This window comes from Mesorhizobium sp. M0296, from assembly GCF_040321675.1.
Lineage (GTDB): Bacteria > Pseudomonadota > Alphaproteobacteria > Rhizobiales > Rhizobiaceae > Mesorhizobium.
On sequence record NZ_JAMYRZ010000001.1, the window covers coordinates 386,394 to 401,252 of the forward strand.

Genomic DNA, 14,859 nt, shown 5'->3' on the forward strand with positions numbered 1-14,859 from the left:
CATGACCGAGCCATTCCTCTCAATCCAGCATGTGCAGAAATCCTTCGGCGCCGCCATTGTGGTGCAGGATTTCAACCTCGACGTCGAGCCGGGCGAATTCGTCTCCTTCCTTGGCCCGTCGGGCTGCGGCAAGACGACGGTGCTGCGCATGGTCGCCGGTTTCGAGGAGCCAAGCGCCGGCAAGATCGTCGTGGCCGGCAAGGACATCACCCGGCTCAAGCCCAACCAGCGCAATGTCGGCATGGTGTTCCAGGCCTATGCGCTGTTTCCGAACCTCACCGTGGCGCAGAATATCGGCTTCGGGCTGAAGGTCGCCGGCATGCCGAAGGCCGATGCCGACAGGCGCGTTGCCGAGATGCTCGACATCATCAAGCTGCCGCAGATGGGCGACCGCTATCCCTATCAGCTCTCCGGCGGTCAGCAGCAGCGCATCGCGCTGGCGCGGGCGATTGCGCCCAAGCCGAAACTGCTGCTGCTCGACGAGCCGCTGTCGGCACTCGACGCCAAGGTGCGCGTGTCACTGCGCGAGGAAATCCGCTCGATCCAGAAGAAGCTCGGCATCACCACCATCTTCGTCACCCACGACCAGGAAGAGGCGCTGTCGATCTCCGACCGCATCGCCGTCATGTATGGCGGCAAGGCCGAGCAGGTCGGCACGCCGTTCGAGATCTACAACCGTCCGGCAACCAAATTCGTCGCCAATTTCGTCGGCACGCTGAACGTGCTCGAAGGCACGGTCACCGACGCCGCTTCGGGCAAGGTGCGCGTCAACTCGCAAGAGGTCTCGCTCAAGGGCAAGCTCAACGGCTCGAAGTCCGGCGACACGCTGTCGCTGGCGTTGCGGCCCGAGGCGATCTCGCTCGGCCGACACCCCGGCCGCGATTCCAGCCTTTCGGGCGAAATCGCCGAGGTGCATTTCCTCGGCTCGGTCATCCGGGTTCGCGTCGGCATCGGCGGCAGCACGGTCTCGCTCGACACGTTCAATAGTCCGGCCACACCGCCGCCGGCCGTCGGCGAAAAGGCCGAGATTTCGTTCTCGTCGGGCGACATGCTGGTGCTGCATTAGGAGAAGAGTGAATGGTGAATAGTGAATAGTGAGAATGCGCTTTACGCGCCGAAATTCCTCTGCACGCAGCCATTCACCATTCACGAGCAGCCAAAGCCGTCGCCGTTTTTGCAGTGCCAATCGCCCGGCTTCACCGCTACGATAAGGCATGGCGCTTTTTGAACTCACCCTTGTCCTGCTTCTCATCGCGGTCGCCCTGACCGCGCTGTCGCGGCGTCTGCAGATTCCCTATCCGTCATTGCTGGCGCTGGCCGGCGCCGGCATCGCCTTCCTGCCGTTTGCCCCGACCATCGAGATCGACCCGGAGCTGGCGCTCGCTCTGTTCATCGCGCCGGTTCTGCTCGACGCGGCCTATGACACGTCGCTGCGCGATCTCAACCGCTACAAGGTTTCGCTCATCCTGCTGGCGCTTGGCGCCGTCATCTTCACCACCGTGACGGTCGCGCTGGTCGGCTGGACGATGGCAGGCCTGCCCATTGCCGCGGCCATAGCGCTCGGCGCGATCGTAGCGCCGCCCGATGCGGTGGCGGCGGCGGCCGTGCTCGGACAGTTCAAGGTGCCGCACCGCATTACCGCCATCCTGGAAGGCGAGAGCCTTCTCAACGACGCCACGGCGCTGTTGATCTACAGGATGTCGGTTTCCGCAGCCGCCGGCTCCATCCTGTTGAGCAGTGCCGTTCCAATGATCCTGCTGTCGACGGTCGGCAGCCTTGCCGCAGGCTATGTGCTCGGCCGCTTGTCTCTCGCCATACTCGGCCGCATCGACGACCCGGCGAGCGGCACCGTGGTGCAATTCGCCTCAACCTTCGGCGTCTGGATCCTGGCCGACAGGATAGGGGTTTCCGCCATCATCACGATCGTCGTCTATGCCATGACGATCGCACGTACATCGCCGCGCCACATGCCGGCAAGGAATCGTGTCAGCTCCTACTCGGTCTGGGAGACGGCGGTGTTCGTGCTCAACGTGCTGGCCTTCGTTCTGATGGGCCTGCAAGCGCGGTCCATCGTCGGCCGACTTGCCGAGCAAGGACAAAGCGAGGCGTTCGTCTTTGCCCTGGCTGTGCTGGCCGTCGTCATCGTATCGCGGCTCGTCTGGGTTCTGGGCTGCGGCGCGATCCTCAGAGCGCTGGCACGTCTGAGCGACGAGGACAGGCGGAAGGACGCACCGACACTCCGCGGCGGCGTGCTCATCGGCTGGTGCGGCATGCGTGGCCTGGTGACGCTTGCGGCAGCCTTCGCCTTGCCGGCCGACTTTCCGGGCCGTGATCCGATCGTGCTCGCCGCTTTCACGGTCGTGCTCGGCACATTGGTGCTGCAAGGCGTCAGCCTGAAACCGTTGCTGCTTCTGCTCAATCTCGACCTCGATCGGACGGTCGACCGGGAGGTGGCGCAGGCGCGCGTCGCCATCATGCAGGCGGCGCTGGACGTGCTCAGCGGCAAGACATCGAGCGCGGCCGGGGCGGTGCGAGAGCAATATGCCGCCCAGCGCGCCATCGCCGAAAACCCGGAGGATGCCCAGGCGGCGACCGAGTATGACAGGTTGCGTCTTTACGCCATCAAGAGCCAGCGCGATGCGCTGGAGCGTTTGCGCATCGACGGAACGATCGGCGACGAAGCCTACCACCGCCTTGAGGAAGAAATCGACTGGTCGGAACTGGCAGCATCCCCGCCCGGTCGGTTCCAGCCGCTGACCACTTAGCATCTGGCCCAAGCTCCCTCCGCCCGGCTGCACATTGCAAGGCTGTCAGCGAACGGCTACTGCCAGCAGGAAACTGAGCCGGATAAGCAATGAAGCTGGTCAGCTATAACATCCAGTACGGCTTCGGCAGCGATGGCCGCTATGACCTGGCGCGTTGTGCCAAGGTCGTGGCCGGCGCCGACATCATCGCCTTGCAGGAGGTGGAACGGCACTGGTTGCGCAGCAACGAGGACGACCAGCCGGAACTTCTTTCGCAATTGCTGCCCGACTACCATTGGGTCTACGGGCCGGCCTTCGACATGGATGCCAGCCACCGGCGTGAAGGCCGCATCGTCAACCGGCGGCGGCAATTCGGCACCATGGTTCTGTCGAAGCTTCCGATCGTCTGGTCGCGGCTGCATACGCTGCCGCTCAGGCGCACGCTGCGGCCGCTCAACACCCGCAATGCCGCACTCGAATGCATGATCCGCACCCCTGCCGGTCCGGTGCGGGTGCTGTCGTTGCATCTGGCGCATATCGCGGCCGAGGAGCGGCTGGAGCAGATCGACTATTTGCTCGCCGAGCATCGCCGTGCGCCGTCCGAGGGCGGCCCATGGAGCGGCGCCGACGACGAGCCGGCGCGCAACTGGAGCAATGGCGAACAGGAGCCAGAAAACCCCGTAGCGGCGATCTGGTTGGGCGACTTCAACATGGAGCCGGATAGCGCCGAGTACCGGCGCATTGTCGGCAGCGCGCCCTATCATCGCGGTGCCGCCTATCTCGACGGTTTTGTCGATGTCGCCGCCGTCGCAATGGAACCGACAGCGGATTTCCACACCCATGTGAAGACTATCGATGGCAGGCTGGCAAAGCGCCGGCTCGACCATTGCTTCGTCGGCGGCATGTTTGCCGGGCGCGTGCGCTCGGTCAGCGCCGATATCGGCCAAATCGCTTCCGACCATTTTCCGCTCTGGGTCGATATCGACCTAGAGACGCCGATCGTCATCGGGACGGGCGGCGGATGAACCGCCGATGAGCCTGTTTGTCTTTTTCGCGGTGCTCGCCGCCGCTTCCATGCATGCGATCTGGAACGCGCTGGTCAAGGTCCATCTCGACCGTTTCCTGTCGATCACACTGATGACGCTCGGCATGGGTGCCGCTGCGCTGGTGACGTTGCCTTTCGTCGAGGTGCCGAAGCCGGAAGTGTGGCCATACATCCTCGCCTCGGTTGTCTTCCACATGGGCTACAGGACGTTCCTGATCGGCGCCTACAAGGCCGGCGATTTCGCCCAGACCTATCCGCTGGCGCGCGGCACCGCGCCATTGCTGGCCGCTTTGGGGGGCGTTGTGGTGGTTGCCGAGATGCCGGCGCCGCTCGCCATTCTCGGCATCCTCTTGTTGTCGGCGGGCACGCTGGTGCTGTCGTTTCGCGGCGGCGCGCATCTGGAGAAATTGAACCTGCGCGCCGTCGGTTTCGCGTTGGGCACATCGATCTTCATCGCCAGCTACACGCTGTCGGACGGCAGCGGCGCGCGGCTGGCCGCCACCGCGTCGAGTTATGCCGCCTGGCTGTTCGTCTGCGATGCGCTGTGGGCGCTGGTGCTATGCGTCGTCTCTCGCGGCCCACAGGCGCTGCCGGTGCTGGCGCGCGACTGGAAGGCCGGAATCTATACCGGCGTGCTCAGCGGCGGCGCCTACTGGATCGTGATGTGGGCGATGACCAAGGCGCCGATCGCCTCGGTGGCGTCGCTGCGCGAAACATCGATCCTGTTCGCCATGATGATCTCGGTCTTCGCGCTCGGCGAGAAGATGACGGCATGGCGAGGTGCCGCGGTGCTTAGCATCGTTGCCGGCGTCGTTGCGCTGAGAATGGGATAGTCACGCGATCTCCAGATCAAACACCATCAGCCCGTCGGTGCCGCCTTCGAGCGCCGCGACCAGTTTTGCGCCGGCTCGCTGATGCGCTTCATGCTCCAGATAGGCATCGCGTGCCGCAGCATCGCGAAAGTCGATGGTGAAGCCGTGCGTGAAGCCGCGGGCGAAGGGTTCCGGGCTGGTATTGGCGCTGAATTCGACCTTGCCCATGCCGTCGATCACCGCCCGCAACGCTTCGAGATCGGCATGGATTGCCGCGCGCTCGGCGTCGGCGACATCGTTGCGAAATCTGACGAAGACACAGTGCCTGATCATTCCTTGTCCCTCATGCCGCTTGGTTGGTGGAAAACACCGCCGGCGGCAGCGGCTCGCGGCCAAGGATCAGATCGGCGCCTTTTTCGCCAACCATGATCGTCGGGGCATTGGTGTTGGAGGAGGGGATGCGCGGCATCACCGAGGCGTCGCAGACGCGCAGGCCCTCGATACCGCGCAGCCTGAGATCTGGCGTCACCACGCTCATCGCATCGTGGCCCATGCGGCAGGTGCCGACCGGGTGGTGGTCGGTCTTGGAACTGCGGCAGGCGTAGTCGAACAGCTCGCCGCCGCTCTGCAGGTCGGGTCCCGGCAGTACCTCGCGCAGCACATAGGGCTGCAGCGCTTTCTGCCGCATGATCTCGCGCGCCAGCCTCAGCCCCTTGATCGACATGTCGCGGTCATAGGGATCGGACCAATAGTTCGGATCGATCAGCGGGCGGTCGGCCGGGTCGGCACTGTTCAGCCGCACGGTGCCGCGCGAGCGCGGGCGCAGGAAGGCCGAGTTCAGTGTCACGCCCGGATTGTTCAGCTTCTCGACGCCGGCCTCGATGCCGGAGCCGAGGCCGAGATGCAACTGGATATCGGGAGAGGCGGCGGTCGGATCGGCGTACCAGAAGCCGCCGGTCTCGAACAGGCTGGAGGCTACCGGGCCTTTCTTCAGGAGCAGATACTGCAGCCCGGCCCACGCCGTCCAGTGCAGCTTGGCGTAGTTGTCGTAGGTGTGATCGCCGGTGCATTCGGCGATGACGAACAGGTCGAGATGATCCTGCAGGTTGGAGCCGACGCCGGGCAGATCGTGCACCGGTGTCACGCCGACCGCCTTCAGATGGTCGGCCGGGCCGATGCCCGACTGCAGCAAAAGCTTCGGCGAGCCGATGGCGCCGGACGAGACGATCACCTCGCGCTCGGCGCGCAGGATCGTTGGCTGGCCGCCCGGCCTGTCGACGATCTCGACGCCGACGGCGCGGCCCTTGTCGACGACGATGCGCGTCACCAGAACGCCGGTCCTGACGGTGAGATTCTTTCGCTCGCGGATCGGCCGGAGATAGGCGACAGAGGCGGAGGAGCGCTTCGCGTCCTTCTGCGTCAGCTGATAATAACCGACGCCCTCCTGGGCTACCCCGTTGAAGTCGGGATTGAAGGGGATGCCCATCTCCTGTCCGGCACGGAAATAGGCCTCGCAGATCGGCAGCGGCGCGATCGGGTTCGATACGCCGAGCGGGCCTTGGTCGCCGTGGAAATCGTTGGCATAACGCTGGTTGTTCTCCGCGCGCTTGAAATAGGGCAGCACGTCGCGATAGCCCCAGCCGGCAAGGCCTTCTTCCTTCTCCCAGGCGTCGTAGTCGCGGGCGTTGCCGCGCGTGTAGATCTGGGCGTTGATCGAAGAGCCGCCACCGATCACCTTGGCCTGCGTGTATCGGAAGACACGGTCCTGCATGTGCTTTTGCGGCACTGTCGACCAGCCCCAGGCGGCGATGCCCTTGGTCATCTTGGCGAAACCGGCCGGCATGTGGATCAACGGATGCCAGTCCTTGCCGCCGGCTTCGAGCAGCAGCACCTGATGCGACGGATCTTGGCTCAACCGGTTGGCGAGTACGCACCCGGCCGGGCCGGCGCCGACGATTATGTAGTCGGTCATGGCATCACCTGTTCATAGCCTCGGCACCGACAGCGCGCCGTCGATATTGATGACCGAGCCGGTCGAAAAGCCGAACTTGCCGCCGGCGAGCGCCGCCACGGCGGCACCGATATCTTCGCTCTCGCCCCAGCGCATCGCCGGCACCAGCCCGCCGTCGATCAGCCCGTCATATTTGGCGGTCACACCGGCGGTCATGTCGGTGCGGATGATGCCCGGGCGCACCTCGAACACGGCGATATTTTCGGCGGCGAGCCGCAGTGCCAGGTTCTTCACCCACATCGAAAGCCCAGCCTTGGAGATGCAGTAATCGGAACGTTCCGGCGAGGCCATGGCGGCGCTGACCGAAGTGATGGTGATGATCGATCTCGCACCATCGCTTGGCAGGCCGAGCATCGCTTTGGCGACGGCCTGGCTGAGGAATACGGTGCCGCGCAGATTGATGCCGAGCACCCGGTCGAAATTTTCCGGCTTGAGCTCGAGCAGATCGCCGCGCAGGACAGTGCCGATGCCGGCATTGTTGACCAGGCAGTCGATGCGGCCGAAGGCGCTTGTCGCGGCATCAATCAGCGCTGCGTGGCCGTCGAGGTCGGCGATGTCGCAGCTGACATAGGCGAATTTCGCGCCGCGCCCGGTGATGTCGGCGGCGAGCCCGTCTGCGGCTTCGTCGGCAAGGTCGGCGACGAGGATGTCGAAGCCTGCGCCGGCCAGCGCCTCGGTGCAGGCAAGGCCGATGCCGCGCGCGCCGCCGGTGACGATCGCTGCCGGGCGGCTCATGTTGCAAGCTCCGTCTTGCGAATATGATCGGCGACGCGCAGCGCCTGTGCGGCGATCGACAGCGCCGGATTGACGGCGGCCGAATTCGGCAGGAAGCCGGCATCGACGACGAACAAATTGCTGTGGTCGAAGGAGCGGCAGAACGGATCCAGCGGCGAGGTCGCTGGATCGTTGCCCATCTTCACCGTGCCGCACTGATGTGAGGGCGTGCGCTTGTCAAACGGACGCGACAGGACGATCGGATAGCCGCAGGCGCGGAAATTCTCGCGCATCACCTTGGTCAGTCCGTCGAGCGACTGCATGTTGGAGCGCCGCCACTGCATGACGATGTCCTTGCCGTCGACCACGATGCGGCTCTCGGGATCGGGCAGGTCCTCGCACATCAGATACCAGTCGACGGCGTGGCCGGCCATGAAATCCAGCGCGAATTTGGGCGCGCGCCGGACATTGGCCTTGAGGATGTTGCCGTCGATCTTGCCGAGAAGCTGGACGTTGCCGAGCGGTTTGCCGCCCTTGCCGTCGGACAGATAATAGTCGTTCAGCATCAGCGTCTTCTGGTAGACGGATTTGTTCCTGCGGCGCGGATCGATCGCCAGCATGGCGCTCGAATTGTGGTTCATGAAGTTGCGGCCGACCTGGTCGGAACGGTTGGCCAGGCCTTTGCCACCTCCCTTGCCCTTGGAAGAAGGGGAAGGCGAACGCAGCAGGATGGCGGCTGAATTGACCGCGCCGGCCGACAGGATCACCAGCTTCGGCGCGACTTTCTTCAGCGCACCGTTCTGTCGATAATGGACGGCGATGATCGCCCTCGCATCCGGCGATGCCTCGAGATATTCGACATGGGCGCCGGTCTCGAGCTTGATCTTCGGGTCGGCAAGGGCGGCGGCCAGCGGTCCCGTTTGCGCGTCGATCTTGCCGGTCCCGGTGTTGGGAAACGCGTCCCACGGCGTGCTGCCATCTTTCAGCCAGGCCTCAATGTCGACGCCGAGCGGCAGCGATGCCGGATGCAGGCCCAGGCTCTTCAACTCGGCGCGCGCACGCGCGATCGGCGGCTCGTCTGGTACCGGCCCGAAAGGGTAGGGCGTAGAGTGGAACGGCTCGGTCGGGTCTTCGCCGAGTGCACCGCGCACGCGAAAAAGCTGCTCGGCCTTGGAATACCAGGGTTCGAATTCCTCATAGGAAAACGGCCAGGCCGGCGAGATGCCGCCATAGTGCTCCATCTCCGAAAAGTCTTCCCTGCGGTAGCGGATCAGCACAGCGCCGTAGAATTTCGAATTGCCGCCGACATAGTAGTAATTGCCCGGGTTGAAAGGCGCTCCGCCGGCCTCGAGCCACATCTCCTTCGGCCGATAATGGCCGTCGACGAAGATCGCGCGGGTGTCGCGTGTGTGCGGCGTTGCCGGCAGGGCTTCGCCACGCTCCAGCATCAGGATCGAGGCGCCACCGCCGGCAAGGCCGGAGGCGATCGTGGCGCCGCCTATGCCGGAGCCGATGATGACGATGTCGGGATTTGTCATGGCCGTTAGACGATGCGTTTCTCGGTCGCCGGATCGAAGAACACCGCCTTGGTCAGGTTGAAGGCGAGCGGCGTGACCGTGCCGGGCTGGATTTTGGCATCGGCGCGCAGCCGCGCCACCACCGCCTTGCCGCCGAGATTGGTGACCGCGAACGTATCCGAGCCGGCCGGCTCGATGACCTCGATGTGACAGTCGGCGCGGGCGATGTTCGAGGCGTTGCGTTCGGCACCCTCGGGATCGGTCAGTGCTTCCGGGCGGACGCCGAAAATGATCGGTTTTCCCTGGAATGCCGACAGGCCGGCCGGCGCATTGCCCAGCGGCAGCGAGATCGGCTGGCGCGCCTCGCGCTCCATGACGACGGAGAAGCCGCTGCCGTTGCTGCCGATCGTCGCCGGGATCAGGTTCATCGCCGGCGAGCCCATGAAGTCGGCAACAAACAGGTTGACCGGATTGTTATAGATTTCGGCTGGCGTGCCGAACTGCTGCACCTCGCCGTCGCGCATCACCGCGATCTTGGTGGCCAGCGTCATCGCCTCGATCTGGTCGTGGGTGACGTAGACGATGGTGGTGCCGGTGGTGGCATGCAGGCGCTTGATCTCGATGCGCATGTCGACACGCAGCTTGGCATCGAGATTGGACAAAGGCTCGTCGAACAGGAACAGCTTTGGATCACGCACCAGCGCCCGGCCCATGGCAACGCGCTGGCGCTGGCCGCCGGAGAGCTGGCTTGGCTTGCGCTTCAGCAGATGGCCGATCTGCAGGACCTTCGCCACCTTGTCGATTGCCTTCTGGCGCTCGCCGGCCGGCACGCCGCGCATCTCCATGCCGAAGGCGATATTGCCGGCAACCGTCATGTTCGGATAGAGCGCGTAGCTCTGGAAGACCATGGCGATGTCGCGCTTGGAGGGGTGGAGATCGTTGATCGTGCGTCCGTCGACGCGGATTTCCCCTTCGGTGATGGTTTCCAGGCCGGCAATAGTGTTGAGCAGCGTGGACTTGCCGCAACCGGAAGGCCCGACCAGCACGAGGAAGCCGCCCTTTTCCAGGTCGAGGTCGATGCCTTTCAGGATCTCGACCGCTCCGAAACGCTTCTTCAGCCCGTCAATTTCCAGAAAAGCCATGCGATTATCCTTTGACGGCGCCGGCCATCAGGCCGCGCACGAAATAGCGGCCGGCGAGCACGTATACGAGGAGCGTCGGCAGCGCGGCGATCATCGCCGCCGCCATGTTGACGTTGTATTCGACGACGCCGGTCGAGGTGTTGACGACATTGTTCAGCGCCACCGTCATCGGCATCACGTCGCCTGAGCCGGCATAGGCGGAAGCGAAGAGGAAGTCGTTCCAGATGTTGGTGAACTGGTAGATCACCGTCACCACGATGATCGGCAGCGAGTTGGGCAGCATGATGCGCCGGAAGATCTGGAAGAAGCTGGCGCCGTCGATCTGCGCCGCCTTCACCAGCTCGTTCGGAAACGCTTCGTAATAATTGCGGAAGAACAGGGTGGTGAATCCGATGCCGTAGACGACGTGAACGAACACCAGATTCACGGTCGGATTGCCGAAGCCGAAGGTGAGGCCGGTCGCGTTCTGCAGCTTGACGCCGAACCGGCCGAGGCTGCCGAGGATCGTTGCCATCGGCAAGAGGACGGACTGGAACGGAATGAAGCAGGCAAACAGCATCAGCCCGAACACCAGCGTCGCCCCGCGAAAGCGCCACTTCGTCAGCACATAGCCGTTGAGCGCGCCGAGCAGGGTCGAGATGATGACGGCCGGAACCACCATCTTGATCGAGTTCCAGAAATAACCCTTCATGCCGACGCAGGTGAGACCCGAGCAAACCTCGCTCCACGCCCTTATCCAAGGTGCGAAGGTCGGCTCCTGCGGCAGCGCCAGCATGTTGCCGTTCTGGATTTCGTCCATGGTCTTGAACGAGGTCACAAGCATGACGAACAGCGGCATCAGATAGAACAGCGCGAACAGCGCCAGCAGCCCGTAGATGACAATACGGTTGACCGTCCTGGCGCTGATACCGCCAGTGCTCTGGCGAGCAGGAGTGGCCACGGCGCTCATCGCGGCTTCTCCCGAAGCTCGGAATAGAGATAGGGAACGATGATCGCGGTGATGGTCATCAGCATGATCACGGCGCTGGCCGAGCCGACGGCCATCTCGTTGCGCTTGAAGGTGTACTCATACATGAAGTTGGACGGCAGCCAGGCCGAACCGCCCGGCCCGCCGCTGGTCAGCGCGACCACCAGATCGTAGGATTTGATGGCGAGATGCGCGAGGACGATCAAGGCGGACAGGAAGATCGGCCGCAGCAGCGGGATGACGATGCGACGGTAGAGCTGGAAGGTGGTGGCGCCGTCGATCTGCGCCGCCTTCAGGATCTCGCCGTCGATGCCGCGCAGGCCGGCCAGGAACATCGCCATGATGAAGCCCGACGCCTGCCAGACGCCGGCGATGACCACCGTGTAGATGACGAAATCCTTGTTCTTGATCCAGTCGAAATGGAAGCTCGTCCAGCCCCATTGGTGCAGTGTCTGCTCGAGGCCGAGGCCGGGGTCCAGAAACCATTTCCAGGCAACGCCGGTGACGATGAACGACAGTGCCATCGGGTAGAGGTAGATCGGCCGCAGCACACCTTCGCCGCGGATCTTCTGGTCGAGCAGGATCGCCAGGAACAGGCCGAGCGCCAGGCAGATGGAAATGTAGAGGAAGCCGAAAATCCCCATATTGGTGATCGACGTGTACCAGGAGGACGGCGGATCGCTTTCGAAAGTCCAGCGCCATAGCCGCTGATAGGCGCGTGGCCCGGTGATCGCATAGGAGGGAAAGGTCTTGGAATTGGTGAAGGACAGATAGATCGTCCACAGGATGAAGCCGTAGACGAAGACGATTGTGGCGGCGAAGCTCGGCGCCAGCACGAGCTTCGGCAGCGCATTCTGAAGGCGCGAGCGCACCGTGGCGCCCGGACGGGCATCGTGCTCCGGCGTCAGCGTGATACTGGTTTCAGCAACTGTGCTCATCTGTCCATTCCGTATGGCGGGTCCGGAATTCTGCTGTCTCGGGCTCTGCGGCACGAAAGCGTGCCGGTCGGCGCAACCGCAAAACCTCGCCGCAGGGGATCTCCCCGGCTTGCGCCGGGGAGATCATTCACATGGGCGGGTGCCTTACTTGGCGTCTTCGATCGCGCTGACCAGTTGGGTCACGGCCTCGTCCGAGGTCTTGATCTGGCCGTGCACGAATTTCGAGACGACATCCTTGTAGGCGTTGGCAACCGCGGGAGGCGCGCCATAGCCCTGCGCCAGCGAACCGAACAGCGTGCCGCCTTCATTGGCGGCCTTCAGGTCGGCCATGCCCTTCTTGCCGCAAGCGTCGAAGTCGGTGTCCGGCACGTCGGTGCGGGCCGGGACAGAGCCCTTGACGACGTTGAAGGCCGACTGGAAGCTCTTCGACAGCGTGGCGGTGGCCAGGGCGATCTGGGCGGCCTTGCGGTCCTCCGGAACGTTGAACATGCCGAACATGTCGGAGTTGTAGACGACGCTGCCGTCGGTGCCCGGGAAGCGGTAGCACAGGAAGTCGGTGCCCGGGACCTTCTTGGCGGCGTTGAATTCGCCCTTGGCCCAGTCACCCATCACCTGCACCAGCGCATCGCCCTTGATGACCATGGCGGTGGCGAGGTTCCAGTCCCGGCCCGAGAAGTTCGGGTCGACATAGGTGACGAGCTTGGCGAGATTGTCGAACGACTTCTTCATCGTGTCGGACTTCAGCGACTCCTCGTCGAGGTCGTTGAAGGCCTTCTTGTAGAACTCAGGCCCGCCGGTCGACAGCACGACTGAGTCGAACATTGTCGCTTCCTGCCAGTTCTGGCCGCCCAGCGCGAGCGGGATGACGCCCGCCGCCTTGGCTTTGTCCAGCAACGCAATGAAGTCGTCGAAGGTCTTGGGCTCGGTGCCGCCGATCTTGTCCATCACCGCCTTGTTGATCCATAGCCAGTTGACCGAGTGGACATTGACCGGAGCCGCGACCCACTTGCCGTCATAGACGGAGAATTTCTGCAGGGCCGCGGGAACGGACTTGTCCCAGCCTTCCTTTATCGCCGTCTCGGTCAGGTCGCCCATAACGCCGGCTGCGGCGTAATCGAGCACGGTATAGCCAAGCATCTGCGAGGCGGTCGGGTAGTTGCCCGCTGCCACCATCGCCTTCAGCGCGGTCATGGCAGCGTCGCCGCCGCCGCCGGCCACCGGCACGTCCTTCCAGGCAAAGCCTTCCTTGGCCAGATCCTGCTTGAGCACGTTCAGAGCGGCAGCTTCGCCGCCCGACGTCCACCAATGCAGCATCTGGACTTCCTTGACGTCCTCGGCATGGGCCGCGAACGCAACGCCCGATGCGAGAGCCGTCCCGATAAGCAGTTTGCGCAACATGTACTTCCTCCCTTGTTGAACTTACACGACCGGCGGATGCCCGCCGGGTTCTTCCCAACTCAGCCGACCCACCATCCGGTGCGCTGGCCGCGATGAAACTGGATTGTCTTTTCCTCGGTATAATCCTCGACGGCGCGCTTGCCGAGTTCGCGTCCGAGACCGGACTGCTTGTAGCCGCCGAAAGGCAGCTCGGGGTAACCCTCCATGAACGTGTTCACCCAAACGGTTCCCGAACGCACATTCCGCGCCACCGACATGCAGGTATCGATGCTGGCGCTCCACACGCCCGCCGACAGACCATAGGGCGTGTTGTTGGCGATGTGCAACGCCCTTTCAATCGATTCAAAAGTCAGCACCGAGAGCACCGGACCGAACACTTCCTCGCGTGCAATGGCCATGTCTTCGGTGACATCGCGAACGATGGTCGGATCAAGATACTGGCCGGCGCTCGAAGCAAGCTGATTGCCGCCGCTACATATCCGGCCGCCGCTGTTTTCCGCTGCCGTCACGTAGCCGGTGACCTTGGCCATATGGTCGGCGGAGATCATCGCGCCGACCTTGGTGCGGTCGTCGAGCGGGTCGCCGACAACCACCTTGGCGGTGAGGGCTTTGACGGCGCCGAGGAACTCGTCGGCGATCGCCTCATGGACGATCAGCCGGCTGCCGGCATTGCAGCATTCGCCGGCATTGAAGAAGCCGCCGAACACCGCCGCATCGGCGGCGGCCTCGAGGTCGGCATCGGGAAAGACGATCTGGCCGTTCTTGCCGCCGAGCTCCATCGCGACTTTCTTCAGCGAGTTGGCGGCAGACGCCATGGTCATCCTGCCGACGCGGGTGGAGCCGGTGAACGACACCATCTCGACCAGCGGATGGCTGACCATCGGTGCGCCGACATCGGCGCCCAACCCGGCAAGGATGTTGACGACGCCGTCCGGCAGGCCGGCCTGCATCAGGATCTCGCCGAGCACAAAGGTCGAGGCCGAGGTCATCTCGCTCGGCTTGACCACCGCCGTGCAGCCGGCGGCGAGCGCGAAGGGCAGCTTCTGGCTGACGATAAGGAACGGGAAATTCCACGGCGTGATGATGGAGACGACGCCGATCGGTTCGCGTAACACGACGCCGAGCATGGCATCGCCGAGATTGGCGTAGCTTTCGCCGTGAAGCGTGCGGGCAAGTGCCGCGGCATAACGCCAGATATCGACGGCGCCGCCGATCTCGCCGCGCGCCTGCGCAATCGGCTTGCCGGATTCCAGTGCGTCGAGCCGGGCAATCTCGTCCAGCCGCGCCTCGATCAGGTCAGCAGCCTTGAGCAGGATCGCGGCGCGCTCGGCGGCCTTCATGCGCGGCCACGGGCCGGCCTCGAAGGCCCTGTGCGCGGCCTGTACCGCAGCCTCCACGTCCGCCGCGCCGGCTTGTGCATAGCGCGAGACGGTGAAGCCGTGGCCGGGGCTGCTGCGCTCCAGCGTGCGGCCGTCCTGGGCGTCGATGAACCTGCCGCCGATCAGCAGCCGGTAGCTTTTCGGCGCTGCGGCTGCCTCGGCGGGTATGGCGATGTTGAGGGGTGCGTTCAT

General features: G+C 64.1%; 13 protein-coding genes. 4 read left to right on the forward strand and 9 right to left on the reverse strand.

The features are described from left to right. Window position 1: 1 nt before the first annotated feature. The 4 genes from NKI97_RS01965 (at window position 2) to NKI97_RS01980 (ending at window position 4,622) form a co-directional block, all read left to right on the forward strand. Window positions 2-1,066: an ABC transporter ATP-binding protein gene (locus NKI97_RS01965; protein ID WP_352448249.1), complete on the forward strand. Its 1,065-nt coding sequence runs from the start codon at window positions 2-4 to the stop codon at window positions 1,064-1,066. Window positions 1,067-1,214: 148 nt separating this feature from the next. Next, complete coding sequence (locus NKI97_RS01970; RefSeq protein ID WP_352832403.1) at window positions 1,215-2,765, forward strand: cation:proton antiporter; 1,551 nt, start codon at window positions 1,215-1,217, stop codon at window positions 2,763-2,765. Between the two features lie 89 nt (window positions 2,766-2,854). Beyond that, window positions 2,855-3,769 (forward strand): endonuclease/exonuclease/phosphatase family protein, encoded by a 915-nt coding sequence (locus tag NKI97_RS01975; protein ID WP_352832406.1) that lies wholly within the window; start codon window positions 2,855-2,857, stop codon window positions 3,767-3,769. Window positions 3,770-3,776: 7 nt separating this feature from the next. After that, window positions 3,777-4,622, forward strand: coding sequence for an EamA family transporter (locus NKI97_RS01980; protein WP_352539371.1), 846 nt, complete (start codon window positions 3,777-3,779; stop codon window positions 4,620-4,622). Here the strand turns inward: NKI97_RS01980 and NKI97_RS01985 are convergent, their stop codons facing one another. From NKI97_RS01985 to NKI97_RS02025, 9 genes are all read right to left on the reverse strand, one after another. Continuing rightward, a complete protein-coding gene (locus NKI97_RS01985; protein WP_352448247.1) occupies window positions 4,623-4,934 on the reverse strand; it encodes a Dabb family protein in 312 nt (103 codons plus the stop codon). 10 nt (window positions 4,935-4,944) lie between these two features. Continuing rightward, complete coding sequence (locus NKI97_RS01990) at window positions 4,945-6,573, reverse strand: GMC family oxidoreductase (RefSeq protein WP_352767105.1); 1,629 nt, start codon at window positions 6,571-6,573, stop codon at window positions 4,945-4,947. Window positions 6,574-6,585: 12 nt separating this feature from the next. Then, window positions 6,586-7,347 carry a 3-ketoacyl-ACP reductase gene (locus tag NKI97_RS01995; protein WP_352832409.1) on the reverse strand — a complete coding sequence of 254 codons (762 nt, stop codon included), beginning with the start codon at window positions 7,345-7,347 and terminating at the stop codon, window positions 6,586-6,588. Beyond that, a complete protein-coding gene (locus tag NKI97_RS02000; protein WP_352832412.1) occupies window positions 7,344-8,864 on the reverse strand; it encodes a GMC oxidoreductase in 1,521 nt (506 codons plus the stop codon). Before NKI97_RS02000 ends, NKI97_RS01995 begins: the two co-directional genes overlap by 4 nt. Before the next feature lie 5 nt (window positions 8,865-8,869). After that, complete coding sequence (locus NKI97_RS02005; protein ID WP_023675366.1) at window positions 8,870-9,985, reverse strand: ABC transporter ATP-binding protein; 1,116 nt, start codon at window positions 9,983-9,985, stop codon at window positions 8,870-8,872. Between the two features lie 4 nt (window positions 9,986-9,989). Continuing rightward, window positions 9,990-10,934, reverse strand: a complete 945-nt coding sequence (locus NKI97_RS02010; RefSeq protein ID WP_023675367.1) for a carbohydrate ABC transporter permease — start codon at window positions 10,932-10,934, stop codon at window positions 9,990-9,992. Beyond that, window positions 10,931-11,890, reverse strand: coding sequence for a carbohydrate ABC transporter permease (locus NKI97_RS02015; RefSeq protein WP_352469510.1), 960 nt, complete (start codon window positions 11,888-11,890; stop codon window positions 10,931-10,933). The genes NKI97_RS02010 and NKI97_RS02015 overlap by 4 nt, the downstream gene beginning before the upstream one ends. Before the next feature lie 144 nt (window positions 11,891-12,034). Next, window positions 12,035-13,288 carry an ABC transporter substrate-binding protein gene (locus NKI97_RS02020; protein ID WP_031194023.1) on the reverse strand — a complete coding sequence of 418 codons (1,254 nt, stop codon included), beginning with the start codon at window positions 13,286-13,288 and terminating at the stop codon, window positions 12,035-12,037. A 59-nt stretch (window positions 13,289-13,347) separates the two neighbouring features. After that, window positions 13,348-14,859 carry an aldehyde dehydrogenase family protein gene (locus NKI97_RS02025; protein WP_352832415.1) on the reverse strand — a complete coding sequence of 504 codons (1,512 nt, stop codon included), beginning with the start codon at window positions 14,857-14,859 and terminating at the stop codon, window positions 13,348-13,350.

Bases quoted from the DNA above. Each gene is read 5' to 3' on its own strand.
- NKI97_RS02005 (WP_023675366.1), bottom strand. From the start codon at position 9,985: ATGGCTTTTCTGGAAATTGACGGGCTGAAGAAGCGTTTCGGAGCGGTC.
- NKI97_RS01975 (WP_352832406.1), top strand. From the start codon at position 2,855: ATGAAGCTGGTCAGCTATAACATCCAGTACGGCTTCGGCAGCGATGGC.
- NKI97_RS01995 (WP_352832409.1), bottom strand. From the start codon at position 7,347: ATGAGCCGCCCGGCAGCGATCGTCACCGGCGGCGCGCGCGGCATCGGC.
- NKI97_RS01980 (WP_352539371.1), top strand. From the start codon at position 3,777: ATGAGCCTGTTTGTCTTTTTCGCGGTGCTCGCCGCCGCTTCCATGCAT.
- NKI97_RS01985 (WP_352448247.1), bottom strand. From the start codon at position 4,934: ATGATCAGGCACTGTGTCTTCGTCAGATTTCGCAACGATGTCGCCGAC.
- NKI97_RS01965 (WP_352448249.1), top strand. From the start codon at position 2: ATGACCGAGCCATTCCTCTCAATCCAGCATGTGCAGAAATCCTTCGGC.
- NKI97_RS01990 (WP_352767105.1), bottom strand. From the start codon at position 6,573: ATGACCGACTACATAATCGTCGGCGCCGGCCCGGCCGGGTGCGTACTC.
- NKI97_RS01970 (WP_352832403.1), top strand. From the start codon at position 1,215: ATGGCGCTTTTTGAACTCACCCTTGTCCTGCTTCTCATCGCGGTCGCC.
- NKI97_RS02020 (WP_031194023.1), bottom strand. From the start codon at position 13,288: ATGTTGCGCAAACTGCTTATCGGGACGGCTCTCGCATCGGGCGTTGCG.
- NKI97_RS02015 (WP_352469510.1), bottom strand. From the start codon at position 11,890: ATGAGCACAGTTGCTGAAACCAGTATCACGCTGACGCCGGAGCACGAT.
- NKI97_RS02000 (WP_352832412.1), bottom strand. From the start codon at position 8,864: ATGACAAATCCCGACATCGTCATCATCGGCTCCGGCATAGGCGGCGCC.
- NKI97_RS02010 (WP_023675367.1), bottom strand. From the start codon at position 10,934: ATGAGCGCCGTGGCCACTCCTGCTCGCCAGAGCACTGGCGGTATCAGC.
- NKI97_RS02025 (WP_352832415.1), bottom strand. From the start codon at position 14,859: ATGAACGCACCCCTCAACATCGCCATACCCGCCGAGGCAGCCGCAGCG.